Origin of the sequence: Pseudomonas sp. B7(2017), assembly GCF_002112745.1 — a bacterium.
Taxonomy (GTDB): domain Bacteria; phylum Pseudomonadota; class Gammaproteobacteria; order Pseudomonadales; family Pseudomonadaceae; genus Aquipseudomonas; species Aquipseudomonas ekonensis.
Genome location: NZ_NEIP01000006.1, coordinates 111,672 through 137,507 on the forward strand (window position 1 = coordinate 111,672; position 25,836 = coordinate 137,507).

Annotated in this window: 24 protein-coding genes; 13 read left to right on the forward strand and 11 right to left on the reverse strand. The window is 64.4% G+C overall.

All coding sequences use genetic code 11. From position 1 onward, the window contains the following. Nucleotides 1–155 precede the first annotated feature (155 nt). Complete coding sequence (locus CAG29_RS13880; protein ID WP_085694655.1) at nucleotides 156–512, forward strand: PilZ domain-containing protein; 357 nt, start codon at nucleotides 156–158, stop codon at nucleotides 510–512. A gap of 116 nt (nucleotides 513–628) precedes the next feature. On the opposite strand, the gene radA is transcribed toward CAG29_RS13880, so the two are convergent. Together radA and katB are read right to left on the reverse strand one after the other, a co-directional pair. Next, nucleotides 629–1,996 (reverse strand): DNA repair protein RadA, encoded by a 1,368-nt coding sequence (radA, locus tag CAG29_RS13885; protein WP_085584117.1) that lies wholly within the window; start codon nucleotides 1,994–1,996, stop codon nucleotides 629–631. 84 nt (nucleotides 1,997–2,080) lie between these two features. Next, nucleotides 2,081–3,622, reverse strand: coding sequence for a catalase KatB (gene katB / locus CAG29_RS13890; RefSeq protein WP_085694656.1), 1,542 nt, complete (start codon nucleotides 3,620–3,622; stop codon nucleotides 2,081–2,083). A gap of 287 nt (nucleotides 3,623–3,909) precedes the next feature. On the opposite strand from katB, the gene mscL reads away from it, so the two are divergent. Next, the gene (mscL, locus tag CAG29_RS13895) at nucleotides 3,910–4,323 is read left to right on the forward strand and encodes a large-conductance mechanosensitive channel protein MscL (protein WP_085694657.1); all 414 of its coding nucleotides are present in this window, start codon (nucleotides 3,910–3,912) and stop codon (nucleotides 4,321–4,323) included. A gap of 48 nt (nucleotides 4,324–4,371) precedes the next feature. Here the strand turns inward: mscL and CAG29_RS13900 are convergent, their stop codons facing one another. Continuing rightward, nucleotides 4,372–5,148, reverse strand: coding sequence for a ferredoxin--NADP reductase (locus CAG29_RS13900; protein ID WP_085584111.1), 777 nt, complete (start codon nucleotides 5,146–5,148; stop codon nucleotides 4,372–4,374). A 310-nt stretch (nucleotides 5,149–5,458) separates the two neighbouring features. On the opposite strand from CAG29_RS13900, the gene CAG29_RS13905 reads away from it, so the two are divergent. Then, nucleotides 5,459–6,172, forward strand: a complete 714-nt coding sequence (locus CAG29_RS13905; protein WP_085694658.1) for an autoinducer binding domain-containing protein — start codon at nucleotides 5,459–5,461, stop codon at nucleotides 6,170–6,172. Between the two features lie 176 nt (nucleotides 6,173–6,348). Then, complete coding sequence (locus CAG29_RS13910; protein WP_085584107.1) at nucleotides 6,349–7,473, forward strand: class I SAM-dependent methyltransferase; 1,125 nt, start codon at nucleotides 6,349–6,351, stop codon at nucleotides 7,471–7,473. A 69-nt stretch (nucleotides 7,474–7,542) separates the two neighbouring features. Here the strand turns inward: CAG29_RS13910 and CAG29_RS13915 are convergent, their stop codons facing one another. From CAG29_RS13915 to CAG29_RS13925, 3 genes are all read right to left on the reverse strand, one after another. Further along, complete coding sequence (locus CAG29_RS13915) at nucleotides 7,543–7,710, reverse strand: DUF2474 domain-containing protein (protein ID WP_085584104.1); 168 nt, start codon at nucleotides 7,708–7,710, stop codon at nucleotides 7,543–7,545. 72 nt (nucleotides 7,711–7,782) lie between these two features. Continuing rightward, nucleotides 7,783–8,790, reverse strand: coding sequence for a cytochrome d ubiquinol oxidase subunit II (gene cydB / locus CAG29_RS13920; protein WP_085584102.1), 1,008 nt, complete (start codon nucleotides 8,788–8,790; stop codon nucleotides 7,783–7,785). A gap of 3 nt (nucleotides 8,791–8,793) precedes the next feature. Further along, nucleotides 8,794–10,230: a cytochrome ubiquinol oxidase subunit I gene (locus tag CAG29_RS13925; RefSeq protein ID WP_085584100.1), complete on the reverse strand. Its 1,437-nt coding sequence runs from the start codon at nucleotides 10,228–10,230 to the stop codon at nucleotides 8,794–8,796. 407 nt (nucleotides 10,231–10,637) lie between these two features. Between CAG29_RS13925 and CAG29_RS13930 the strand changes: the two genes are divergently transcribed. Continuing rightward, complete coding sequence (locus tag CAG29_RS13930) at nucleotides 10,638–11,876, forward strand: MFS transporter (RefSeq protein WP_085694659.1); 1,239 nt, start codon at nucleotides 10,638–10,640, stop codon at nucleotides 11,874–11,876. Nucleotides 11,877–11,905: 29 nt separating this feature from the next. On the opposite strand, the gene CAG29_RS13935 is transcribed toward CAG29_RS13930, so the two are convergent. Beyond that, complete coding sequence (locus tag CAG29_RS13935) at nucleotides 11,906–12,355, reverse strand: DUF4879 domain-containing protein (RefSeq protein WP_085694660.1); 450 nt, start codon at nucleotides 12,353–12,355, stop codon at nucleotides 11,906–11,908. A 220-nt stretch (nucleotides 12,356–12,575) separates the two neighbouring features. On the opposite strand from CAG29_RS13935, the gene CAG29_RS13940 reads away from it, so the two are divergent. From CAG29_RS13940 to CAG29_RS13960, 5 genes are all read left to right on the forward strand, one after another. After that, nucleotides 12,576–13,871, forward strand: coding sequence for an NCS2 family permease (locus tag CAG29_RS13940; RefSeq protein ID WP_085584094.1), 1,296 nt, complete (start codon nucleotides 12,576–12,578; stop codon nucleotides 13,869–13,871). Continuing rightward, complete coding sequence (trmA, locus tag CAG29_RS13945; protein ID WP_085584092.1) at nucleotides 13,868–14,947, forward strand: tRNA (uridine(54)-C5)-methyltransferase TrmA; 1,080 nt, start codon at nucleotides 13,868–13,870, stop codon at nucleotides 14,945–14,947. Before CAG29_RS13940 ends, trmA begins: the two co-directional genes overlap by 4 nt. A gap of 182 nt (nucleotides 14,948–15,129) precedes the next feature. After that, nucleotides 15,130–16,041, forward strand: a complete 912-nt coding sequence (locus tag CAG29_RS13950) for a LysR family transcriptional regulator (protein ID WP_085584090.1) — start codon at nucleotides 15,130–15,132, stop codon at nucleotides 16,039–16,041. A gap of 138 nt (nucleotides 16,042–16,179) precedes the next feature. After that, a complete protein-coding gene (gene aroQ / locus CAG29_RS13955) occupies nucleotides 16,180–16,629 on the forward strand; it encodes a type II 3-dehydroquinate dehydratase (RefSeq protein WP_085584088.1) in 450 nt (149 codons plus the stop codon). Beyond that, nucleotides 16,626–17,480 carry a shikimate dehydrogenase gene (locus tag CAG29_RS13960; protein ID WP_085584086.1) on the forward strand — a complete coding sequence of 285 codons (855 nt, stop codon included), beginning with the start codon at nucleotides 16,626–16,628 and terminating at the stop codon, nucleotides 17,478–17,480. Before aroQ ends, CAG29_RS13960 begins: the two co-directional genes overlap by 4 nt. A gap of 30 nt (nucleotides 17,481–17,510) precedes the next feature. Here CAG29_RS13960 and CAG29_RS13965 read toward each other — a convergent pair whose 3' ends face one another. Together CAG29_RS13965 and quiC are read right to left on the reverse strand one after the other, a co-directional pair. After that, entirely contained in the window at nucleotides 17,511–18,185 is a 675-nt protein-coding gene (locus CAG29_RS13965; protein ID WP_085584085.1) for a TetR/AcrR family transcriptional regulator, read from the reverse strand. 102 nt (nucleotides 18,186–18,287) lie between these two features. Then, a complete protein-coding gene (gene quiC, locus CAG29_RS13970; protein WP_085694661.1) occupies nucleotides 18,288–20,189 on the reverse strand; it encodes a 3-dehydroshikimate dehydratase QuiC in 1,902 nt (633 codons plus the stop codon). A 271-nt stretch (nucleotides 20,190–20,460) separates the two neighbouring features. Here quiC and CAG29_RS13975 point away from each other — a divergent pair, with 271 nt between their 5' ends. Then, a complete protein-coding gene (locus CAG29_RS13975) occupies nucleotides 20,461–21,801 on the forward strand; it encodes an MFS transporter (protein WP_085694662.1) in 1,341 nt (446 codons plus the stop codon). Between the two features lie 55 nt (nucleotides 21,802–21,856). Here the strand turns inward: CAG29_RS13975 and CAG29_RS13980 are convergent, their stop codons facing one another. Then, entirely contained in the window at nucleotides 21,857–22,735 is an 879-nt protein-coding gene (locus CAG29_RS13980; protein WP_085584079.1) for a DMT family transporter, read from the reverse strand. 187 nt (nucleotides 22,736–22,922) lie between these two features. Next, nucleotides 22,923–23,699: an IclR family transcriptional regulator gene (locus CAG29_RS13985; RefSeq protein WP_085584077.1), complete on the reverse strand. Its 777-nt coding sequence runs from the start codon at nucleotides 23,697–23,699 to the stop codon at nucleotides 22,923–22,925. Between the two features lie 289 nt (nucleotides 23,700–23,988). Here CAG29_RS13985 and CAG29_RS13990 point away from each other — a divergent pair, with 289 nt between their 5' ends. Beyond that, nucleotides 23,989–24,879, forward strand: a complete 891-nt coding sequence (locus CAG29_RS13990; RefSeq protein WP_085584075.1) for a neutral zinc metallopeptidase — start codon at nucleotides 23,989–23,991, stop codon at nucleotides 24,877–24,879. After that, on the forward strand, nucleotides 24,880–25,833 hold the full coding sequence (locus tag CAG29_RS13995) for a hypothetical protein (RefSeq protein ID WP_085694663.1): 954 nt from the start codon (nucleotides 24,880–24,882) through the stop codon (nucleotides 25,831–25,833). The last annotated feature ends 3 nt before the right edge of the window (nucleotides 25,834–25,836 follow it).

Here is a 25,836-nt window from a genome sequence, read left to right on the forward strand (position 1 = left end):
ATTATTCCAGCCAGGGTGGACAAGAAAGACAGCCACCCCGAGTTTAGCGCTGTTGGCCGTAAAGACCATACCCGACATTGGTCTGAGGCCGCTGCGGGCTGGTCGCGTCCGGCGGGCCGGGTCTATAGTCAGCGTACCTTCAAGAGGAGTGCGCCATGAGCGAGCGTCGCCGCTTCAAACGTATTGCGTTCGATGCCAAGACCGAATTGAGCCAGGGCGAGCGCATCTGGCCGGTGAAGCTGGTCGACCTGTCACTCAAGGGATTTTTGATCGAGAAGCCGCAGCCGTGGCTCGGCGATCCGAAGCAGGATTTTTTCGTCAGCATCCACTTGAGCGACGAGGTCGAGATCACGATGGACGCCCAGCTGGCGCACGAGGACCGCGGCCAGCTGGGGTTCGTCTGCCGGCACATCAGCCTGGAGTCGATCCAGCGCCTGCGGCGGCTGATCGAGCTCAACCTGGCGGACGAGTCCGAGCTTGAGCGCGAACTGGCTGCGCTGATCGAACTCTGAGCAGCGACGATCCCCTGTGGGAGCCAGCCTGCCGGCGATGGCGGTTTTCCCGTCGAATCGATCGTCACGGGGAGTCTGCTATCGCCAGCAGGCTGGCTCCTACAGTGAATCGGCGGTTATTCGAACAGCGAATCCAACGCCTGCTCCAGCCGCGTCACGGCAATGATCTGCAAGCCTGGCGGCGCTTCCTTCGGCGCATTGCCCTTGGGCACGATCGCGCGCTTGAAGCCGTGCTTGGCCGCTTCCTTCAGGCGCTCCTGGCCGCTGGGCACCGGGCGCACCTCACCGGACAGGCCGACCTCACCGAACACCAGCAGGTCGTGGGGCAACGGCCGGTTGCGCAGGCTCGACATGACCGCCGCCATCAGCGCCAGGTCCGAGGCGGTCTCCAGCACCTTCACGCCGCCGACCACGTTGAGGAACACGTCCTGATCGTGGGTCGGGATGCCGCCGTGACGGTGCAGCACCGCCAGCAGCATCGCCAGGCGGTTCTGGTCCAGACCCAGCGTCACCCGGCGCGGGTTGGCCAGATGGCTGTCGTCCACCAACGCCTGAACTTCCACCAGCATCGGCCGAGTGCCTTCCCAGGTCGCCATCACCACGCTGCCCGGCACTTCCTCCTGAGCACGGGTCAGGAAAATCGCCGACGGGTTGGAGACTTCCTTCAGCCCTCTGTCAGTCATGCCGAACACGCCCAGTTCGTTGACCGCGCCGAAACGGTTCTTCACCGCCCGCAGCAAGCGCAGCCGGCCATCGGACTCGCCTTCGAAATACAGCACGGTATCGACCATGTGCTCCAGCACGCGCGGGCCGGCCAGCGCGCCTTCCTTGGTGACGTGGCCCACCAGGAAAATCGCCGTGCCGCTCTGCTTGGCGTAACGCACCAGCAGCGCCGCGCTCTCGCGCACCTGGGACACGCCGCCCGGCGCCGATTGCAACTGTTCGGTGAAAATCGTCTGGATCGAGTCGATCACCATCACCCGGGGCTTTTCCTGTCGGGCGGTGGCGATGATGCTTTCGATGCAGGTTTCGGTCATCACCCGCAATTGGTCCTGCGGCAACCCCAGACGCCGGGCGCGCATCGCCACCTGCTGCTGGGACTCCTCGCCGGTGACGTACAAGGCCGGCATGCTGCGGGCCAGGTTGCACAGGGTCTGCAGCAGGATCGTCGATTTGCCGATGCCGGGATCGCCGCCGATCAGCACCACCGAACCGTCCACCAGGCCTCCGCCCAGCACCCGGTCCAGCTCGCCGGAGGCGGTGGAGAAGCGCGGGACTTCCTCGACGCTGACTTCGGCCAGCGTCTTGATCTGCGCCTGCTGCCCCGCCCAGCCGGTGCGGCCGCTCGGCGCCGCCGCCCCGCCGCTCTCGACCAGGGTTTCGGTCAGAGTGTTCCAGGCGCCGCACTCGCCGCACTGCCCCGCCCATTTGGGAAAGGTGGCGCCGCACTCGGTGCAGCCGTACATGCGCTTGGCCTTGGCCATCTGAACCCCCGGCAAAAACCGCGATGATAACGCAGCCGCGGCCGATGGGCGCAGCGGCGCTCATCGGCCGACGGCATTCGCACCTCAGTCCGCCAGGTTGGCGGCCAGCGCCTGGACCCGCGCCAGGTCGCCCTTGGCCACTTTCGCCACCCCGGCGCCGTACTCAGGGTCGGCCTTGTACAGGAAAGACAGGATGATGTGCTTGCTCTCATCATCCGCCCCCGCCAGCGAAGCGCCGAAGCTGGCGATCAGATCCTTGCGCTCCTGGCGGCTGTACGAGCGGTACAGATCCCCAGCCTGCCGGAAGTTCTGCTCACGCTGGATCTTCGCCTGCTGGGTGCGGCCTTCCAGGGCCGTCTGGCTGTAGCGCGCCTGCGGCGTCTCTTCCCGCGGCTGCAGACGGCTCGGCTGAAAGTTCACACCGGAACGGCTGGCGCCGGCATTCATCGCGCCGTCCTGATTGCCGTTGTTCACGGCGACCTTAGGTGCGTTGATCGGCAACTGCATGGCGTTGGTGCCGATACGGTGAAGTTGCGTATCCGCATAAGCGAATACCCGGCCCTGCAACAAACGGTCTTCGGAAGGTTCGATGCCGGGAACCAGATTACTCGGCGCCATGGCAACTTGTTCGGTTTCCTGGAAGACGTTCGACGGATTGCGGTTCAACACCATTTGTCCAACTTTTCGCTCAGGAACACCGGGCCAGATCTTGGTTGCGTCCAATGGATCGAAATCAAACTTGGACAGATCTTCTGGTTTTAGCACTTGGATGTACAAGTCCCACTTTGGAAAGTTGCCCTTCCCGATATTGGCCACCAAGTCATGGGTCATATGACTGTAGTCCTGCCCTTGAACTTTCACGACTTGTTCTGGCGTCAAATTCTTGATGCCCTGCAAACTTTTCCAGTGAAACTTCACATAGTGAATTTCGCCCTTCGCGTTGACCAACTTATAGGCATGCACACTGTTACCGTCCATCTCCCGGTAACTGGCCGGCGTGCCAGAGTTGGAATACAGCTCCGTCAGGGTGCGTGTGGCTTCCGGAACATGGGAGAAGAAGTCGAAGCGCCGCGAGTCGTCGTCCAGGTTGGTGCGCGGATCCGGCTTGAACGCGTGCACCATGTCCGGGAACTTGATCGCATCGCGGATGAAGAAGGTCGGGAAATTGTTGCCGACCAGGTCCCAGTTGCCGTCGGCCGTGTAGAACTTGGTGGCGAAGCCGCGCGGATCGCGCAGGGTCTCCGGGGAGTGGTTGCCGTGCACCACCGATGAGAAGCGCACGAAGACCGGCGTGACCTGACCTGCGGCGAAGACTTTGGCCTTGCTCAGGTCGCTGAGGTCGGCGCTGGCGGTGAAGGTACCGTGGGCACCGGTGCCGCGGGCATGCACCACACGTTCCGGGATGCGTTCGCGGTCGAAGCGCTGGAGCTTCTGGATCAGTTGCACGTCCTGCAGCAGCACCGGGCCATTGGCGCCGGCGGTCTGCGAGTTCTGGTTGTCGCCGACCGCCGCGCCGTTGTCGCGGGTCAACGGGGCGGCGCTGACGGAAAGGGTCAGCAGGCTGGCGGTGAGTGCAGCGAAAGTGCGGCGGCAGGGCAATGCCCCAAGGCCAAGTGCGGAAGTCATGTGCGGTTCCTCTGTCTTTTCGAAGGCGCATCCAGGTGCGCCAGTCAGAGGCTAGAGAACCGTTCCCGCAAACATAAATAGAAAATTCGTAACGCCATGATTGACAGATTTTTCTTCCGGATCAGCGGCTTACGGTCTATTTCCCGCGCGATTAGTGGCACTTTGCAAACTAATCGTCGAAAGATGTGTCGATAAAAGCGAGCATTGTAAGGAGGTGTTTCGCGCAGGCCGCGTTTCGCTGATTTACACTGCCAACACCAACCTCATCTGTAACAAGGAAATAACCTATGGGCGTGCTAAGTGAGTTCAAGGCCTTTGCGGTCAAAGGCAATGTGGTCGACATGGCCGTCGGTATCATCATCGGTGCCGCCTTCGGCAAAATTGTGTCGTCCTTTGTCGGCGACGTGATCATGCCCCCGATCGGCCTGCTGATCGGCGGCGTGGATTTCAGTGACCTGGCCATCACGCTCAAGGCCGCCGAGGGCACTGCGCCCGCCGTGGTGATGGCCTATGGCAAGTTCATCCAAAGCATCCTGGACTTCATCATCGTCGCCTTCGCCATTTTCATGGGCGTCAAGGCCATCAACCGCCTGAAGCGCGAAGAGGCCGTGGCCCCGAGCCTACCACCCGTGCCGACGAAGGAAGAGGAGCTGCTGGGCGAGATCCGCGACCTGCTCAAGGCCCAGAACAACCGGCCCTGACGCGTTGCGGCATGAACGGAAGAACGGCGCCCTCGGGCGCCGTTCTTTTTACCAGTAGTTCTCCACCGCCACCTGCCCCGGACGCCGGGTAAGGCTCAGGCTCATGTGCCGCCGCTTGAGCAGGGCCCGGGTGTCGTCGATCATCTGCGGGTTGCCGCACAGCATGACCCGCGAATGCTCGGCCGACAGTTCCAGCCCTGCCGCGCGCTCCAGTTCGCCGCTCTCGATCAGGGCAGTGATGCGGCCGTTGAGGGCCCCGGCGTACGGCTCGCGCGTCACCACCGGGATGAACCGGAACTTGTGCGCATACGGCGCCAGGTAGTCACGCTGCATCAGATCGCCGATCAACGCTTGATAGGCCAGCTCCCGGGCCTCCCGCACGCTGTAGACCAGGACGATGCGTTCGAACCGCTCCCAGACCTCGAAGTCCTGCAGGATCGACAGGAACGGCGCCACCCCCGTGCCGGTGGACAGCAGCCACAGATCCCGGCCGTCGACGAAACGGTCCAGGGTCAGGTAACCGAAGGCCTGGCGCTCCACCAGCAGCGAATCGCCTTCGCGCAGGCGGCTCAGTTCGCTGGTGAACTCCCCGCCCGGCACCACGATCGAGAAAAACTCCAGAAACTCGTCAAACGGCGACGACACCATGGAGTAGGCCCGCCACACCGTGCTGCCGTCGGCCTTGGTCACCCCCAGGCGGGCGAATTGCCCGGCCCGGAAGCGAAAGCCCGGATCACGGGTGGTGCGCAACGTGAACAGGCTGGGGGTCAAGGGCTGCACGTCAAGCAAGGTCTGGCGGGTGAACTTGTCTGCGCTGGCGGTCATGGGCCACTCCAATCGACGATGCGGCCCAGTGTCGCGCAAACTCGCACACTAATACACCGACAATTAATAGTGTTATTTGCACAAATAGCAATTCCCCTCATTTGAGAACAAACGGTTCATCATCCGTTAGTTTTTACATGACGAGTTAAATGCTTGACCGTAGAGCGACCTAATAACACTTTATGCCGATATCAAATGCTTAAAGAGCAAAAAAATCCGCACTCGATGTAGGAATCGTCCTACACTCCGGTGCGTGCCTCTTGTTGGATCCAAGTTGCACCCCCGCGAAACACCTTACGGAGAGCCTGTAATGGAAATGTGGAAGGAGTCGCAGTTAAAGCAGCTGACTTTCGCCAAGGAAATAGATACCGCGTACCCGATCCTGTTGAGATTCGCCGAAAACATTGGCTTCAACTTTTGTGCTGTCTCAGTGACATCATTGCGCCGGGAAACGCCGTTCACCACCTTGAAAATCAATAACTACTCAAACGCCTGGAACAACCACTATGAACAAGAAAACTATGTAGAGTCGGATCCAGTAGTAGCACACTGCAATCGTTCCATGCTGCCCATTGTCTGGAGCGAAGAACTGTTCTCAAAGACTCCGAAGTTATGGAGCGCCATGCTGGAACATGAACTGCAGCACGGCTGGTCACAATCGTTCCATCACGAGGAATCCGGACTCTGCAGCATCCTGAGCCTGGGCCGAAAGCACTGCCCGATCAGCCCGCTGGAGCTGTACGAACACTTCGGCTACATGTTCTACGTCACCAGCCATCTGAGCGAAATGCTCGCCCGGACCCTGCCCAGGAAACCGCCCGGCGCCCGCCAACCGCACTTGTCGGCGCGCGAACTGGAGGTCCTGAGACTCTCGGCCGCCGGCAAGACCGCGTATGAGATCGCCCGCATCCTCAGTCTGAGCGAACGCACCGTGAACTACCACGTGCAGAACGTCATCGAGAAGCTCAACGTGTGCAACAAGATCTCCGCCGTCATCGCCGCCGCGCGGGCCGGGATCATCTGAACGGTCGCCTGTCGCCGTCCCCCGAAAACTTGCAGGTAATCACCCCGAAAAAAACGTACCATTCGCAACCTTCCCGAGTGATGACGTGAATGCCACGCCGCAGTCCGCTCGGAGGGTTCCGCCGCACCACACTGCGGGCCGCGGGACACCCGATGAACCGCCAGAGTCCCCGCCCCATGCCTTTGCTCGACACGCCCTTCGCCAGTCTCGACCTGATCCGCCAGCCCGAACAGCAGAATGAACCGCTGCAGGCATTCGATGCGGCCGACGAGTACCTGCTCAACCACCTGGCCGAACAGCAGCCGGCGGCCGACACGCGGGTACTGGTGCTCAACGACAGTTTCGGCGCTCTGGCCATCAGCCTGGCCGGCAAGGTGAACGTCAGCAGCAGCGGCGACTCGTTTCTGGCCTTTCAGGGCCTGGAGAAGAACCTGACCCGCAACGGCCTGCCGTTCGACGCCGTGCGGGGCATTGCGGCGAGCGAACCGCTGACCGGGCCGTTCGACCGGGTGCTGATCCGCGTGCCGAAGACCCTGGCGCTGCTGGAGGAACAGCTGATCCGCCTGCAAGGCCAGCTCGCCCCAGGCGCGCAAGTGGTGGCGGCGGCGATGATCAAGCACTTGCCCCGGGCCGCCGGCGATCTGCTGGAGCGCTACATCGGCCCGGTGCAGGCTTCGCTGGCGGTGAAAAAGGCACGCCTGCTGATCGCCACGCCCGAAGCCCGGACAGCGGCGACGTCCCCTTACCCGACCCGCTACCGTCTCGAAGAGCCGGCCATCGAGCTCCTCAACCACGCCAATGTGTTCTGCCGCGACGGGCTGGACATCGGCACCCGCGCCTTCCTGCCGCACCTGCCGAAAAACCTCGGCGGCGCACGGGTGGCGGACCTGGGTTGCGGCAACGGCGTACTGGCCATCGCCAGCGCCCTGCAGAACCCCGATGCCCATTACACGCTGGTGGACGAATCGTTCATGGCGGTGCAGTCGGCCCGCGAAAACTGGCGTGCGGCCTTGGGCGAACGTGACGTGACCGTGCGCGCCGCCGACGGTCTGGCCGGGCAGCCGGCGCAATCGCTGGACGTGGTGCTGTGCAATCCGCCGTTCCATCAGCAGCAGGTGGTCGGCGACTTCCTCGCCTGGCGCATGTTCCAGCAGGCCCGCGAAGCGCTGGTGACAGGCGGTGCGCTGTACATCGTCGGCAACCGCCACCTGGGCTATCACGCCAAGCTGGCGCGTCTGTTCCGGGGCGTCGAGCAAGTGGCGGCCACGCCCAAGTTCGTGATCCTCAAGGCGCGCAAGTAAGCCAAGCAAAAAAAGCCCTCCAAGAGGAGGGCTGCAAAACCGTGCCTCGCGGCAACGGGACGGGATGATTCAGTGGGTGGTCAGGCCGGCCGCATTCATGAACAGGCGCATCAGGCTGGCGGCGATGAACAACGCGCCGACGCTGCCGACCCAGATCAGGGCCAACCAGCCGAGCCGCTGCCACAGCGGCTTTTTTTCGGCTTCTTGAATGTCGTGCAGTGAAGGTTTGCCGGACATTGCAGGGTTCCTCAGTCGGTTCGGTGGCGCCTGCCCTCAGGCCATCACGGGCAGGCTCTTCTTTATCGGGAACTAGTGATAGCCGTCCTCATGGGTGACCTTGCCGCGGAACACGTAGTAGCTCCAGAACGTGTAACCCAGGATGAACGGGATGATGAACAGCGTGCCGACCAGCATGAAGCCCTGGCTCTGCGGTGGTGCGGCGGCGTCCCAGATCGAGATCGACGGCGGCACGATGTTCGGCCACAGGCTGATGCCCAGGCCGCTGTAGCCGAGGAAGATCAGCACCAGGGTCAGCAGGAACGGCATGTAGTTGGCGTTGCGCGCCACGGCCTTGAGCAGGCCGTACATCGTCACCAGCACGAGGATCGGCACCGGCATGAACCAGAACAGGTTCGGCACGCTGAACCAGCGGGTCGCGATCTCCGGGTGGGCCAAAGGCGTCCAGAGGCTGACGATGCCGATCACCGCCAGCAGCACGAACGCCAGCGGCCGCGCCAGGTCATGCATCTGCTGCTGGAGCTTGCCTTCGGTCTTCATGATCAGCCAGGTGCAGCCGAGCAAGGCGTAGGCCACCACCAGCGCGGCGCCGCAGAACATCGTGAACGGCGTCAGCCAGTCCAGCGGTCCGCCGGCGTATTGCCGGTCGACCACCGGCAAGCCGTCGATGAAGGCGCCCAGCGCCACGCCCTGGAAGAAGGTCGCGGCGATCGAACCGCCGATGAAGGCCTTGTCCCACAGGTGCCGCTTGTCGTCCTTGGCCTTGAAGCGGAACTCGAAGGCCACACCGCGGAAGATCAGCCCGATCAGCATGAAGATCAGCGGCAGGTACAGCGCCGACAGCACCACCGAATAGGCCAGCGGGAAGGCGCCGAACAATGCGGCGCCCCCCAGCACCAACCAGGTTTCGTTGCCGTCCCAGACCGGGGCGACGGTGTTCATCATCACGTCGCGGTCGGTCTTGCCGGGAGTGAACGGGAAAAGGATCCCGATCCCCAGGTCGAAGCCGTCCATGACCACGTACATCATGATGCCGAAGATGATGATCACGGCCCAGATCAGCGGAAGATCGATACCCATGACTCAAATCTCCTTGGTCAGGCTGCGGTCGGCGTCGGCGCCATCGTCGTCCGCGGCGGACAGCGGACGGGCCGGCGTGCGTTTGCGGCCGGGGCCGCCGTCGTTGGTTTCCTTGCCCTCGTCGGTCTTCGGCCCCTTGCGCACCAGGCGCATCATGTAGCCCAGGCCGGCGCCGAACAGCGCGAAGTACACCACCACGAACATGATCAAGGTGATGCTCATCTGCATGAAGCTGTGGTTGGAGGACGCGTCCGCCGTGCGCATCAAGCCGTAGACTACCCACGGCTGACGGCCGATCTCGGTGGTGAACCAGCCAGCGAGGATCGCGATCAGGCCCGACGGCCCCATCCACAGGGCCAGGTACAGGAACGGCCGCGAGGTGTAGAGCGAGTCACGCTTGCGCAGCCACAGGCTCCAGAGGCCAGTGAAGATCATCAGGAAGCCGAGGCCCACCATGATCCGGAACGACCAGAACACGATGGTCGAGTTGGGCCGGTCCTCCGGCGGGAACTCCTTGAGCGCCGGCACCTGCTTGTCCAGCGAGTGGGTCAGGATCAGGCTGCCGAGGTACGGGATCTCCACGGCGAATTTGGTCTTCTCTTCCTTCATGTCCGGCCAGCCGAACAGGATCAGCGGCGTCGCCTCGTTACCGACGTTTTCCCAGTGGCCTTCGATGGCGGCGATCTTCGCCGGCTGGTGCTTGAGGGTGTTGAGGCCGTGGAAGTCGCCGATCACGGCCTGGATCGGCGCGACGATCAGGGCCATCCACATGGCCATCGACAGCATCTTGCGGATCGCCGGGTTGTCTTTGCCGCGCAGCAGGTGCCAGGCCGCCGAGGCGCCGACGAAGAACGCCGTGGCGACGAACGCGGCAGTGGCCATGTGCATCAGCCGGTACGGGAACGAAGGGTTGAAGATGATCGCCAGCCAATCGGTGGGGATCACCTGGCCGTTGACGATCTCGAAGCCTTGCGGGGTTTGCATCCAGCTGTTGGACGCGAGGATCCAGAAAGTCGAGATCAAGGTGCCGATGGCCACCATGACCGTGGAGAAGAAGTGCAGGCCGCGTCCGACCTTGTTCCAGCCGAACAGCATCACGCCGAGGAAACCGGCTTCGAGGAAGAACGCCGTGAGCACCTCATAGGTGAGCAACGGGCCGGTGACGGAACCGGCGAAGTCGGAGAACCGGCTCCAGTTGGTGCCGAACTGGTACGCCATGACCAGCCCCGAGACCACCCCCATGCCGAAGTTGACGGCGAAGATCTTCGACCAGAAATGGTAGAGGTCACGGTAGGTGTCGTTGCCGGTCTTCAGCCACAGGCCTTCGAGCACCGCCAGGTAGCTCGCCAGTCCGATGGTGATGGCGGGAAACAGAATGTGGAACGAGATGGTGAACGCGAACTGAATTCGGGCGAGATCGAGTGCCTCTAAACCGAACATAAGTCTTCCTCTGTCAGGTGGTACAGGCTGCCGGGCTTGTGGCCCGGTACCCACTGCCCCCACGGATATGGAGTGCGGCGAATTCGGATTCGTTCTTCTTTTTACGCGCACCCAACGCGGGGAGCCTGGCCGGACGGCCGCCAGACCACTTCCCGCAAGGGTCTTGATCTGGATCAATCAACGTTGAAAGAGTAGTCCGATTTCCGACGGCGAACTGCGTGGTCTTTTGCCGCGTGACAAGTTGCCTCATAGCTTCGGCAACGCGCTGAAATACATTGGCGAGCGCCTTGGAGCACAGCCCCCCGAAAAATCGGTGTCTAGCTAACTAAATTTTTCTACATGGCAACTTTTGGTTACAGACTGGTGATAACCTCGCGACTCCCCTCTCGCACACGTCCGGCCCTCCGATGCCCAGCCAAGCGCCTTTGCTGCTCCGCCACCACCGTCCTTTCATTGCGTTCTGGCTGGCCCGGATCTTCACCGCCAGCGGCTTTCAGATGCTCACCGTGGCCATCGGCTGGAACCTCTACCAACTGACCGGCAATGTGCTCGACCTGGGCCTGGTGGGCCTGGTGGAGTTCGCGCCCCGGGTGCTGTTCATGCTGCACACCGGGCATGTCGCCGACCGCTACGACCGGCGCAAGGTCGCGGCGATCTGCCAGTCGCTGCAGGCGCTGATCGCCCTGACGCTGGCCATCGGCAGCGCCACCGACCACGTCACCCGCGAACTGATCTTCATCCTCGCCTTCCTGCTGGGCGCCGCGCGCTCCTTCGAGATGCCCACCACCCAGGCCCTGCTGCCGAGCATCGTGCCCACCGTCCTGTTCCCCCGGGCGGTCGCCGCCGCACAATCGGCCCAGCAGTCGGCGACGATCGTCGCCCCGGCGCTGGGCGGCTTGCTCTATGCGTTCGGCAGCGTGTGGGTCTACGGCCCGACCGTGCTGCTGTACGTGATCGCCTGCACCCTGATGCTCAACCTGCCCGCGCGCCAGACTCCGCTGAACAAAGGCAAGGCCACGCTGGATTCGTTGCTGGCGGGGATCCGCTTCATCCGCAGCCGCCCGGACATCCTCGGGGCGATCTCGCTGGATCTGTTCGCGGTGCTGCTCGGCGGCGCCACGGCGCTGCTGCCGGTGTTCGCCAAGGACATCCTGCTGACCGGCGCCTGGGGTCTGGGCCTGCTCCGCTCGGCTCCGGCGGTGGGCGCATTGCTGATGTCGCTGTTCCTGGCGCGGTTCGCCGTGGAACGTCATGTCGGCCGGGTGATGTTCACGGCGGTCGGCGTGTTCGGCGTGGCGACCATCGCCTTCGGCCTGTCGACCTCGTTCTGGTTCTCGCTGGCGGTGCTGGTGGTGCTGGGCGCGGCGGACATGATCAGCATGGTGATCCGCGCCTCGTTCGTGCAGCTGGAAACCCCTGACGAGATGCGCGGCCGGGTCAGCGCGGTGAACGGCCTGTTCATCGGCGCCTCGAACCAGCTCGGCGAATTCGAGTCCGGTCTCACCGCCCACTGGTTCGGCACGGTGCCGGCGGTGGTCATGGGCGGCATCGGCACGCTGGTGGTGACCGGCACCTGGATCAAGCTGTTCCCGACCCTGGCCAGCCGCGACCGGATGCATGTGCCGGTGGAGGAAGCCAAGGCCTGAGGCGACTCAGGCCTGCCCCGGCCCCTCTGTCACTTGATGTAGAGCTGGGTCGACAACGTGTTGCGCGGCGCGTTGATCGAGGTGTTGGTGAAGGTGAAGGTGCCTTCCTGCTTGGCGCCCAGGTCGAACTCATAGAGAGAGCCGACGGTTTTGCTGCCGGGGGTGCATTCGGTCAGGTTGCCGGTCTGGAAGGCGCAGACCGGGCTGCGGACGCCGTCCACCTCGAAGCCGTCCAGGGAGGCCTGGGGCTGGCTCTGGCCGTAGCCGATCTCCAGCACATAGACCTTGATGCCCGATCCGCCGTGGTCGCATTGCGTGCGGGACTGGCCGTCTTCGATGTCTTCCAGCCCGCAGGCCGCCGACTGCACCTTGATCACTTTCACTTCGCTCAACGGCGGCGCCGACGCCGCCAACGCCGCCGGCACCGCGGCCAGCAGTGCGGCCGTCAACCCGGCGGTTTTCATCCAGCGCTTGCTCATGCGTTCCATCCCCCAAAAAACAGCGCGCAGTATGGCGTACTTGGCGCAGACACAAAACTTCGCCGACGATCGACACCGACATCCGCCATATTCCCCGCGCTGCTGGTATGATGCGCGGCTTTTTCCGGCCCACAGCAAAATCCCAGGCGCATCCGGCGACCTGTGCTTTGCTGTTGAGGTCGATACATTCACGGCGCCACGCGCGCCACGGGGAGCAGACATGCTGGAAAGGCTGTTTCAACTCAAGGCACACAACACCAACGTGCGGACCGAGATCCTGGCGGGCGTCACGACGTTCCTGGCCATGGCCTACATCCTGTTCGTCAACCCGAGCATCCTCGGCGAGACCGGCATGGACAAAGGCGCGGTGTTCGTCGCCACCTGCCTTGCCGCCGCCATCGGTTCCACGGTGATGGGCCTGATCGCCAACTACCCGATCGCCCTCGCGCCGGGCATGGGCCTGAACGCCTTCTTTACCTACACCGTCGTGCTGCACATGGGCCACACCTGGCAAGTGGCGCTGGGTGCGGTGTTCATTTCGGCCGTGTGCTTCTTCCTGCTGTCGATCTTCCGCATCCGTGAATGGATCATCAACAGCATCCCCCTGCCGCTGCGCTCGGCGATCGCCGCCGGCATCGGCCTGTTCCTGGCCCTGATCGCCCTGCACAACGCCGGCATCGTGGTCGGCAACCCGGCGACCATGGTCGGCCTCGGCGACCTCAAGCAACCGGCCCCGATCCTCGCGACCCTGGGCTTCGCCCTGATCGTCGCCCTCGAAGCGCTGAAAGTGCGCGGCGCCGTGCTGATCGGCATCCTGGCGGTGACCATCGTGTCGATCGTCATGGGCTTCACCCCGTTCGGCGGCGTGACCTCGATGCCACCGTCGCTGGCCCCGACCTTCCTGCAGCTGGACATCAAGGGCGCGCTGGACATCGGTCTGGTCAGCGTGATCTTCGCCTTCCTGTTCGTCGACCTGTTCGACAACTCCGGCACCCTGATCGGCGTCGCCAAGCGCGCCGGCCTGATGGGCAAGGACGGCCACATGCCGAAGATGGGCCGCGCCCTGATCGCCGACAGCACCGCCGCGATGGCCGGTTCCCTGCTGGGCACCTCCACCACCACCAGCTACATCGAGTCCGCCGCCGGCGTCAGCGCCGGGGGCCGCACCGGCCTGACCGCCATCGTCGTCGCGATCCTGTTCCTGCTGGCGCTGTTCTTCTCGCCGCTGGCGGCCAGCGTGCCGGCCTTCGCCACCGCCCCGGCGCTGCTGTTCGTCGCCGTGCTGATGACTTCGGGCCTGGCGGAAATAGACTGGGAAGACATCACCGTCGCCGCGCCGGTCGTGGTCACCGCCCTGGCGATGCCGTTCACCTACTCCATCGCCAACGGCATCGCGTTCGGCTTCATCGCCTGGACCGCCATCAAGATCCTGTCGGGCCGCGCCCGTGAGCTGAACCCGGCGCTGGTGATCCTGTCGATCCTGTTCGTGATCAAGTTGGGTTGGTTCAACGCATGACTTTCGATTCCCAGGCCTACGCCGCACAGCTTGCCGACAAGGTCACGCGCCTGCGTGACCTGCTGGCCCCGTTCGATGCACCGGAGCCTTCGGTGTTCGACTCGCCGTTGCAGCACTTTCGTCTGCGCGCCGAATTCCGCCTGTGGCGCGAGGCCGGCGAGCGCCATTACGCGATGTTCTCCCAGGAGGACAAGCGCACGCCGATCCTGATCGAGCAATTCCCGATCGCCAGCCTGCGCATCAACCAGCTGATGCCGCAGCTCAAGGCGGCCTGGCAGGCCAGCTCGGCGCTCAGCCACAAGCTGTTCCAGGTGGAGTTCCTGACCACCCTGGCCGGCGATGCGATGATCACCCTGTGCTATCACCGTCCGCTGGACGAGCACTGGCACGTGGCGGCATCGAAGCTGGCGGCGGACCTGAACGTCAGCGTCATCGGCCGCTCCAAGGGCAAGCGCGAAGTCATCGGCCGCGACTATGTGGTGGAGAAGCTCGACGTCGGCGGCCGCACCTTCAGCTACCGCCAACCGGAAGGCGCGTTCACCCAGCCCAACGGCACCGTGAACCAGAAGATGCTCGACTGGGCCTTCGAGGCGCTGGGCGACCGTGAGGACGACCTGCTGGAGCTGTACTGCGGCAACGGCAACTTCACCCTGCCGCTGGCCACCCGCGTGCGCAAGGTGCTGGCCACCGAGATCAGCAAGACGTCGGTCAACGCCGCGCTGAGCAACCTCAGCGAAAACGCTGTGGATAACGTCACCCTGGTGCGCCTGTCCGCCGAAGAGCTGACCGAAGCCCTGAACGAGGTGCGCCCGTTCCGCCGCCTGCAAGGCATCGACCTGAAGAGCTACGAATTCGGCAGCGTCTTCGTCGACCCGCCCCGCGCCGGCATGGATCCGGACACCTGCGAGCTGACCCGGCGTTTCGACAACATCCTGTACATCTCCTGCAACCCCGAAACCCTCGCGGCGAACATCGCCCAGCTGCACGACACCCACCGCATCACCCGTTGCGCGCTGTTCGACCAGTTCCCGTGGACGCACCACATGGAGTCCGGGGTCTTGCTGACCCGACGCTGAGCGTCAGGAACGCATACCAAAAAGCCGTCGTGACCGACGGCTTTTTTGTGCCTGCCCTGCTCCCCTCCGAAGGCGCCCTCCCGGCGCCGTCGCCGAAAGCCCTTGGCAAAATGGCTCGCATGCCTTTCACGGTGCCTCGGCATTTGCTAAATACAGGGGCTCATTCCCCGGTGCGAGCCATCATGCAGCGACACTTCGACGATCTTCAGTTGGGCAGCATCGAACTGTTCTGCCTGGCCGCCGAGGCCGGCAGCTTCACCGGCGCGGCACTGGCGGCGGCGGTAACGCCGGCTGCGGTGAGCCGGTCGGTGTCGCGCATGGAGGAACGGCTGGGCGTGCGCCTGTTCGCCCGCACCACCCGCAGCGTCAAGCTGACCGACAGTGGCCGGCGCTACTACGAAGAATGCCGGCAGGCGCTGGCGCAACTGGTCGAGGCCCAGCGGGAAGTCATGGGCCAGCAGCAGGAGCCGTCCGGCACCCTGCGCATCAGCATCCCCACGACCTACGCCCATCACCGGATCCTGCCGCTGCTGCCGGCCTTCCGGGCACGGTTCCCGCAGGTGAAAGTCGACATCCACATCAGCAACCGCAACATCGATTTCGTCGGCGAGGGCTACGACATGGCGATCCGCGTTCGGGCGATCCCCGATTCGGGCCTGATCGCCCGCCACCTGGAAGACGCGGCGCTGGTGATGGTCGCCAGCCCCGACTACCTCAAGCGCGCCGGAACCCCGCAGACCCTCGACGACCTCGCCGGCCACGAATGCATCCAGTACGAACTGCCCAGCAACGGCCGACGGATCACCTGGCTGTTCTACGACGGGGACACCCCACGGGAGGTTCTGGCGGACGGCAATTTCTGCTGCTCCGACGATGTGCTCGGCGGCGTCACCCTCGCCCGGCACGGCGCCGGCCTGTTCCAGACCTACCGCTTCATCGTCGAAAAGGACTTGGCCGACGGCACCCTGGTGGAAGTGCTCAAGCCCTACGCCGGGCGCTCGCGGCCGTTCACCCTGCTGTATCCGCAGAACCGCCACATGCCGCTGCGGGTGCGGGCGTTCATCGATTTTCTGGTGGGGCAACTGCCGCAGTGAACCGGCAGCGTGCGATCACCGCACACAATACGCCGGGAAAACCGGGGACCGATTGACCAAAGTAACCAGGCAGTACAATTTATCTCCACCGATCGAACCCTTCGACCGAAGCCAACAAGAATAAGTGGAGTTGTCCCCATGCCCCCGATCGTTCTGGTGCTCAACGGCCCGAACCTGAACCTGCTCGGCACCCGCGAGCCGGCGACCTACGGCCACGAAACCCTGGCCGATATTTCCACCCTGTGCGCACGTGCCGCCGACGAGCTCGGCCTGGCCGTGGAGTTCCGCCAGACCAACCACGAAGGCGAATTGCTCGACTGGATCCACGGCGCCCGCAACCGTTGCGCCGGCATCGTCATCAATCCCGCGGCGTGGACACACACCTCGGTGGCGATCCGCGACGCGCTGGTGGCCAGCGAACTGCCGGTGATCGAGGTGCACTTGTCCAACGTCCATGCCCGCGAGCCGTTCCGCCACCACTCCTTCGTCTCCGCCATCGCCACTGCCGTAATGTGCGGCTTCGGCAGCCACGGCTATCGTCTGGCCCTGGAGCATTTCGGCCACCGGTTCAAAGGAGCGCGCGCATGACTCGGCAGAATGCGGTTCTGGCCGGTCTGATCGGCGCAGGCATCCAGGCGTCCCGCACGCCGGCGATGCACGAACAGGAAGGCGATGCCCAAGGCCTGCGCTACCTGTACCGGCTGATCGACCTCGATCAACTGCAACTGGACAGCGACGCCCTGCCCGACCTGCTGTTGGCCGCCGAGCGAATGAACTTCACCGGCCTGAACATCACCTTCCCGTGCAAGCAGGCGATCATCCCGCTGCTCGACGAACTGTCGCCGGAAGCCCGGGGCATCGGTGCGGTGAACACGGTCGTGCTCAAGGACGGCAAGCGCGTGGGGCACAACACCGATTGCCTGGGCTTCGCCGAGGGTTTTCGCCGAGGCCTGCCGGACGTCGACCGTGAACGTGTCGTCCAGATGGGCGCCGGCGGCGCCGGTGCGGCGGTGGCCCACGCACTGCTGAGCGAAGGCGTTCGGCACCTGAGCATTTTTGACGTGGACGCCGGGCGTGCCGAAAGCCTGGCCCTCAACCTCAATCAGCATTTCGGCGAGCGCCGCGCCGTGCTCGGGCAGGACTTGCCGACGGCGCTTAAACAGGCCGACGGCCTGGTCAACACCACGCCGATGGGCATGGCCAAGCTGCCGGGCATGCCGGTGCCGGCGGAACTGCTGCGGGCGCAACTGTGGGTGGCGGAGATCGTGTACTTCCCGCTGGAGACCGAACTGCTGCGCAACGCCCGCGCCCTCGGTTGCCGCACGCTGGACGGCGGCAACATGGCGGTGTTTCAGGCGGTGAAGGCGTTCGAGCTGTTCAGCGGCGTGGCGGCGGACGCGCAACGGATGCTGGCGCATTTCCAGCGCATGAACGGATGAGCGGTGCGAGGGGCCGCCCCTCGCTGACCGTCAGGCTTGCAGGTAGCGCAGCACCGATTCGCAGATCATCTGGCGGTGGCGCTGCTTGATGCTTTCGTCCGGCAGGTCGATCTGGAAGATCTCGCCGAAGGTGTGGCGGTTCGAGACGCGGTAGAAGCAGAACGAACTGATCAGCAGGTGCACGTCCAGCGCATCGAGCCCGGCGCGAAACACCCCTTTCTGCACCCCGCGCTGCAGGATCTCGCTCAGCGAATCGAGGATGGTGTTGTTCATCGCCTTGATCGCGTCGGAGCGCTTCACGTACTCGGCGTTGTGGATGTTCTCGACGCTGACGATCCGCACGAAATCGACGTTGCGGTCATGGTGGTCGAAGGTGAACTCCACCAGCCGACGGATCGCTTCCACCGGCGGCAATTCGGCCAGGTGCAGGCGGCTTTCGGTGTTGCGGATGTCGCCGTAGAGTTTCTCCAGCACCTCGACGTACAGCTGCTCCTTGCTGCCGAAGTAGTAGTAGATCATGCGCTTGGAGGTGTGGATGCGCTCGGCGATCGCATCGACGCGGGCGCCGGACAGGCCCTGCTGGACGAACTCGACGATCGCCTCCTGCAGGATGTTCTCACGGGTCTTTTCCGGGTTGTTCTTGCGACTCTTGCGCGGCTCGGCGACAGGCGAAACGGCGACGGTAAGTTCTGAAGTCATTGTCATTGCGGGCTCACGGCCATCACTGCACAAGCTGGCGATTATGGGCCGCGCGGCACAGTGAAGGAAGCCGAGCAGCCCGTGTTTAATCCCGCGTTTACGAAATACCTACAACTTCGCCTGGCGGGCACCGCCGCTGCGTGCTTTGGCCATCGCCGCCAGCCGCACCGCGACGTTGGCCGCGCCGTAACCGGCGTAACCGTTGCGGCGTTGGATGACCTCGAAGAAGAAGCGTCCTTCGAACGGTTCGGTGTAGACGTGGAACAGCTCGCCGCCCTGAGCGTCGCGGTCATACAGCACGTTGTAGTAGGCCAGCTCGCTGAGGAACTCGTCGTCGAAGTCGAAGCGCGCAGCGAGGTCGTCGTAGTAGTTGAGCGGGATGTCCAGCAACGGCACCCCGGCCTCCTTGGCGCGCCGCACTTGCGCGAAGATGTCCTCGCAGTCGAACGCGATGTGATGCACGCCCGAACCCCTGTAGCTCGACAACGCATGGGAGATCGCGGTGTTGCGGTTCTCGGAAATGTTCAGCGGCAGGCGCACCGAACTGTCGCGGCTGCGCAGCGCCCGGCTCTTCACCAAGCCGTAAGGGTCCGGCAGCACCACCTCGTCGTCGGCCTCGAAATCCAGCAGGCTCTTGTAGAACAGCACCCAGGTGTCGAGGCTGTCCGCCGGCAGCGCCATGGCCATGTGGTCGATGCGCTTGAGGCCGCCGCGGGCCTGGGCGCCCGGCACCAGATTGAAGTCGGTGCCGTACACGTCCGCGTCTTCATCCACCAGATAGATCAGGCTGCCGTCCGGCGCGCGGATCGCCGCCAGCTCCAGTTCGTTGGGCCCGACCAGCCCCCGGTACGGCTGGCCCTTGTAGGCCACCGCCCGCGCCAAGGCGCTGGCGCTGTCCTTGACCCGCAGCGCCGTGGCGCACAGCGACGGGCCGTGGGCCTCGAAATAACTGTGGCCGAACGAATAAGGCTCGGCGTTGAGGATCAGGTTGATGTCGCCCTGACGCAGCAGGCTCACGCTCTTGGAGCGGTGCTGCCCGGCCTTGACGAACCCCAGCCGCTCCAGCCAGTTCGACAGCTTGGCGCCCAGGGCTTCGTCCACGGCGAACTCCAGGAACTCGACGCCGTCGTACCCGCTGGCCTTGGGCGTCTCGAACAGGATCTCGCGGCTGGCCAGCGGCAGCGGCTGCTGCGCCAGGCGCTGACGGGTCTTCTCCTCCAGGTACAGCAGCGAACGCAATCCATCCGCCGCGTTGGCGCGGGTCGGTGCGGCGCGGAACCCGTCGTTGAAGATCTCCAGCGACAGGGGACCGGTGTAGCCGCTCTGGATGATCGGGGCGAGAAACCCCGGCAGGTCGAACTCGCCCTGCCCCGGGAAACAACGGAAATGCCGGCTCCACTCCAGCACGTCCATGGCCAGGATCGGCGCGTCGGCCATCTGCACGAAGAAGATCTTGTCGCCGGGGATGTCGGCGATGGCGCTCGGGTCGCCCTTGAGCGACAGGGTGTGGAAGCTGTCGAGCAGCACGCCCAGGCTCGGGTGGTCGGCCTGGCGCACGATGTCCCAGACCTGTTGATACGTGTTCACATGACGCCCCCAGGCCAGGGCCTCGTAGCCGATGCGCAAGCCACGGGCGCCGGCGCGTTCGGCCAACAGGCGCAGGTCGTCGACCAGGATCTGCCGGTCGCCGAGACTGTCGGCCGAGGCGTTGCTGCACACCAGCACCAGGTCGGTGCCCAGCTCCTGCATCAGGTCGAACTTGCGCTCGGCACGCTCCAGGTTGCGCGCGAGCCGGTCGCGGCGGCAGCCCTCGAAATCGCGGAACGGCTGGAACAGGGTGATGGCGATGCCGAGGTCGGCGCACATCTGCCGGATCTCCCGGGGGCTGCCGTCGTAGTACAGCAGATCGTTCTCGAAGATCTCGACCCCGTCGAACCCGGCGGCGGCAATGGCTTCGAGCTTTTCCGGCAGGGTGCCGCTCAAGGAAACGGTGGCAATGGATCGCTGCATCTCTCAACTCCCGGTGGAGGCGTCGGCGGCGGGGATGGCGCCGCTTTTGCGGGTGAGCGGATTATTGGTTCCGATCGGTCGCCAGGCAATTTAAAGTGTACTACCCGGTTAGTTTTGCGTGCGATTATCGAACACAATGCCGGTTTGGCGAATTGACGATCTTTCGGCCGCTGCCCAACATCGACGCCACACCGAGCCCGGATGCGAACCGTCGGTCTCGCTGCGAAACGACCCAGAACACCATAAAAATTTCAAGAAACGGGTGGCTTACATGACTCCTTCCCAAAGCTCACACATGGCGCGTGCAGCCATGACCTCTGCCTCCAGCGGCATCGGCGACAAGATCCGCGGCGCCCTGGCCGTCGGCAAGACCCGTTGGGGCATGCTGGCGCTGGTGTTTTTCGCCACCACCCTGAACTACATCGACCGCGCCGCCCTGGGCGTGATGCAGCCGATCCTGGCCAAGGAGATGAGCTGGACGGCAATGGACTACGCCAACATCAACTTCTGGTTCCAGGTCGGCTACGCCATCGGCTTCGTGCTGCAGGGCCGGCTGATCGACCGGGTCGGGGTCAAGCGCGTGTTCTTCTGCGCCGTGCTGCTGTGGAGCCTGGCCACCGGCGCCCATGGCCTGGCGACCTCGGCGGCGGGCTTCATGGTCTGCCGCTTCATCCTCGGCCTGACCGAAGCGGCCAACTACCCGGCCTGCGTGAAGACCACCCGCCTGTGGTTCCCTGCCGGCGAGCGTGCGGTGGCCACCGGCATCTTCAACGCCGGCACCAACGTCGGCGCGATGTTCACCCCGATGCTCCTGCCGCTGATCCTGCATGCCTGGGGCTGGCAGGCGGCGTTCCTGTGCATGTCGGCGCTGGGCGGTGTCTGGCTGCTGTGCTGGGCCCTCAAATACTTCAACCCGGAAGACCATCCGAGCGTGAAGGCCTCGGAGCTGGAATACATCCAGCAGCAGCCCGAGCCGGAACAGGCCCGCGTGCCGTTCTCGCGGATCCTGCGCATGCGCGGAACCTGGGCCTTCGCCCTCGCCTACTCGCTGACCGCGCCGGTATTCTGGTTCTACCTGTACTGGCTGCCGCCATTCCTCAACCAGCAATACAACCTGGGCATCAACGTGACCCAGATGGGCATCCCGCTGATCATCATCTACCTCACCGCCGACTTCGGCAGCGTGGGCGGCGGCATCCTCTCGTCGTTCCTGATCGGGCGCGGCGCCGACCCGATCAAGGCGCGGCTGCTGTCGATGTTCCTGTTCGCCTGCTGCATCATCGGCGTGGTGGTGGCCGCGGGCTCCAGCAACCTGTGGGTCGCGGTGGCCGCCATCTCCCTGGCCATCGGTGCGCACCAGGCCTGGACCGCCAACATCTGGAGCCTGGTGATGGACTACACGCCCAAGCACATGATGAGCACCGTGTTCGGCTTCGGCGGCATGTGCGCGGCCATCGGCGGGATGTTCATGACCCAGATCGTCGGCCACATCCTGACCGTCACGAACAACAACTACACCGTGCTGTTCACCCTGATCCCAGCGATGTATTTCATCGCGCTGACCTGGATGTACTTCATGGCCCCGCGCAAGATCCCCACCGTCACCGAGTGACCTTGAGCGCGGTTCCTTGCGGGAACTGGCCTGCCGGCTCCCGCAAGGAAAACGTTCAGGCGCGGCGCTGCTGCCAGGCCGCCGCCAGTCCGCTGCAGCAGATCACCGCAATGCCCGCGACCGTGGTCAGGGTCGGCGTGTGGTTGAACAGCAGCCAGCCCAACAGCCCCGCAAACACGATCTGGCAATAACCGAACGGCGCCAGCAGCGCCGGCGCGGCATGCCGGAAGGCCTGGGTCAGGAACAGGTGCGCGGTCATCCCGCAACTGCCCAGCGCCAGCATCAGCAGGCCATGCCCCAGGCTCGGCACCTGCCAGAAGAACGGCACCAGCGCACTCATCACCAGCGTGTTGCACAGCCCCGCAAAGAAGTTGCTGGTGGTCGGGCTGTCGACTTCGCTGAGCTTGCGCGTGAGCAACTGGTAAAAGCAGAAAAACAGCGCCGAGCAGAACGGCAGCAACACCGCCGGGGTGAACAGCTCGCCGCCGGGATGGACGATCACCAGCACCCCGGAAAAACCGCAGATCACCGCGATCCATTGCCCCCGCGTCACCCGCTCCTTGAGCAGCGGCACCGACAGCGCCGTCACCAGCACCGGGGCCAGGAAGTTCACCGCCGTGGCCTCCGCCAGCGGGATGTACAGCAGCGCCGTGGTGAAGAACAGGCTCGTGCCCAGCAGGCACAACGCCCGCACGGACTGGAGCAGCGGCCGCTTGGTGCGCAGCACCCGCAGCCCCGACTGCGGCAGGAAAATCCCGGCCATCAGCAAGGTGTGCACCAGATACCGCGCCCACACCACCATCACGATCGGATAGAAGCCTGAGAGGTATTTCGACAGGGCGTCATGGCTGGAGAACAGGAACGTGGCCACGACGATCAGCAAGATCCCCTTGAAGGGTTGATTGACGCCGGAAAGCGGGGTGCTGACGGTCATTGGATATCTCTGAATGAACACTGAACCTGATGAAGCGGGGCACCTGCGCCCGCCCTTGGAACTGACCGGAAAGCACTGACAATCAACAATCTAGAACTCGGTTCCATATTTTCACAGACCGGAAACACAAAACCGTGCGAACAGCGCACATTTTCGCTTCGCTGCTGCTCGCCCCCCTCAGGATCCGTCAAACGAACAGCTCAGACGCCTGGCTCGCCTCGGACAGTTCCTGGGCGAACGTCAGCAGCAGCGGCGCCAGTTCATGCAGCCGCGCCCCCGGCAGCCGCGCGCTGGGGCCGGCGATACTCAGCACGCCGATCGCCCGGCCATCGCCGGGATGGCGCACCACTGCCGCAATCGCCGAGGTACCCACCGCCGAACTTTCCTCGACGCAGGCGTAGCCCTGTTCCCGGGCGATACGCAGGCGTTCGAGCAGATCGCCGGGGGAACGCGGCGCATTCGGCCCGGCCCCGGCAGGCAGTTCGATGCCCTGGCGTTCGACCCGCGACAGCGCCTCGGCATCGCTCATGCACGCCAGCCATGCATGGCCCGAAGCGGTGTAGAACAGCGGTGCCTCGCGGCCCATGTCAGGGTCGTAGCGCAGGCCGGTGCGGGCGCCCTGGGCCTTGGCGATCCAGGTCTGGCGCTCGCCGTCGATGACGCCCAGGCGCACCAGTTCGCCGGTCTCCTGGGCCAGGCGGTCGAGCACCGGCTGCACAATGTCGGCCCCGCTGCCCGACAGGTAACGAAACCCCATCGCCACCAGCCGGGTGGACATGTGATAGCGCAGCGTATCCGGATTCTGCCGCACATAACCCAGCCGGACCAGTTCGGCGAGCAAGCGGTGGGTCGCGCTTTTCGGGATGCCCAACTGCTCGGCCAGGGTTTGCATCGGCAGCCCGCCCGCCTCGCTGGCGAGGCTTTCCAGCACGCTGAAGACCCGTTCGATTTGACTGCCGGCCATGGTGAGATCCCAGTGAAATTTGGCCGATTCTAGAAGACACGGCGAGGATTGCGAAATCCTCCCCTCGCCGGCGCAGGCAGCAACCGAACGCCGTTGACGGCCCGCGACAAAAAATTTCCTGCGCAACGGAATTCGCCGGCAGCGTCAGGTTCCTACCCATCGGCAATAGGCCCGACGTGGATCACTGAGATCGGGACTGCTTTCGTCTGCGAATGGACGGACGGCCGGACTGGCGCCAAACTCACACACCAACAACACTGTTCATCACGCAAAAGCAGAGGATTCCCACATGCTATGGAGAAAAGGACGACGCAGCGACAACGTCGTCGATGCCCGTGGCGATGACATGGGCGGTGGCGGCGGGATGCGCTTCGGCGGCGGCAAGGGCCTTAGCCTCACCGCGATCCTGCTGATCGTCGGCATCGGCTGGATCACGGGGCAGGATCCGCTGCAGATCCTCGGCCAGCTCACCGGCCAGATGACCGAACAATCGGCGCCGGTCGGCACGCAAACCCGCAAGGCACCGCCGGCCAACGATGAACAGGCCGAGTTCGTGCGTTCGATCCTCGGCGACACCGAAGACACTTGGGGTGCGATCTTCCAGCAGGCCGGCCGCCAGTACCGCGATCCGACCCTGGTGCTGTTCAGCAACCGGGTCAATTCCGCCTGCGGCCTGGCCACCTCGGCCACCGGCCCGTTCTATTGCCCGGCGGACCAGAAGGTGTACCTGGACATGGCGTTCTTCCAGGAAATGGCCCAGCGCTTCAAGGCGGCGGGCGACTTCGCCCAGGCCTACGTGATCGCCCACGAAGTCGGCCACCATGTGCAGACCTTGCTCGGCGTCTCGGCGAAGATCCAGGCCGCCCGCCAGCAAGGCCGGCAGATGGAAGGCGACGGCGGTCTGCTGGTGCGCCAGGAACTGCAGGCCGACTGCCTGGCCGGCGTCTGGGCGTACAACGCGCAGAAACGCCTGAACTGGCTGGAGCCGGGCGACATCGAAGAAGCCCTGAACGCAGCGAACGCCATCGGCGACGACCGCCTGCAACAGCAGGGTCAGGGCCGCGTGGTGCCGGACTCGTTCACCCATGGCACGTCGGCGCAAAGGGTGCGCTGGTTCAAAACCGGATTCGCCCAGGGCCAGGTCGGCCAGTGCGATACCTTTGCGGCGAAAAACCTGTAAATGCATAGATGGCTGTTGGCTTTATTGTTTATCGCAGGCGGGGCCCAGGCCGCCGGCGTCGATGCGATCAGCACCGGGCGCCTGCAACTCAAGGCCGGGGAAATGGCAGTGGGGATCGGCCCGGCGCCGGCCAGGATCGAGCGGGTGCTGATCGTCGTGCATGGGCGCCTGCGCAACGCCGAGACCTACCGCAAGAGCGCCGAAAGCGCGGCGGAGCTGGCCGGCCAGAGCGCCAGCACTCTGGTGATCGCCCCGCAGTTCCTCAACGAAAGCGACGTGGCGCTGTACTCGCTGCCGCCGAGCGTGCTGCGCTGGCAAGGCAACGACTGGATGGGCGGCGGGTTATCCACAGGGCCGAACCCGTTGAGTTCCTACGCCGCGCTGGACGAGATCGTCGCGCGGGTCAGCGACCGCAAGCAGTTTCCCGACGTGAAGCAGATCGTGATCTTCGGCCACTCCGGCGGCGGCCAGGTCGTCCAGCGCTATGCGCTGCTCGCCAAGGAACCGCCGACGCTGAAGGCCGAAGGCATCCGCTTGCGTTACGTGGTGGCCAACCCTTCGTCGTACGCCTATTTCAACGAGCAGCGGCCGGTGGCGTTCGATCACGCGCAATGCGCCGGCTTCAACCGTTGGAAGTACGGTCTGGCGGATCCGCCGATCTATGCCGGCGGGCAAACGCCCGCGCAGCTTGAAGGCAGTTACGTCAAACGCGAGGTGATCTATCTGCTCGGCCAGCAAGACACCGACCCGCAGCACCCGGCGCTGGACAAGAGCTGCGCGGCCAAGGCCCAGGGCGCCAACCGGCTGGAGCGCGGGAAACTGTTTTTCGGCTACCTGCTGCGCCGTCACCCGGAAGGGGTGAACCAGCGGCTGATGGAGGTGCCCGGCGTGGGGCACAACGGCGACGGCATGCTGACGTCGCCGGAGGGGCAGAAGGCCTTGTTCGGCCAGTGATGG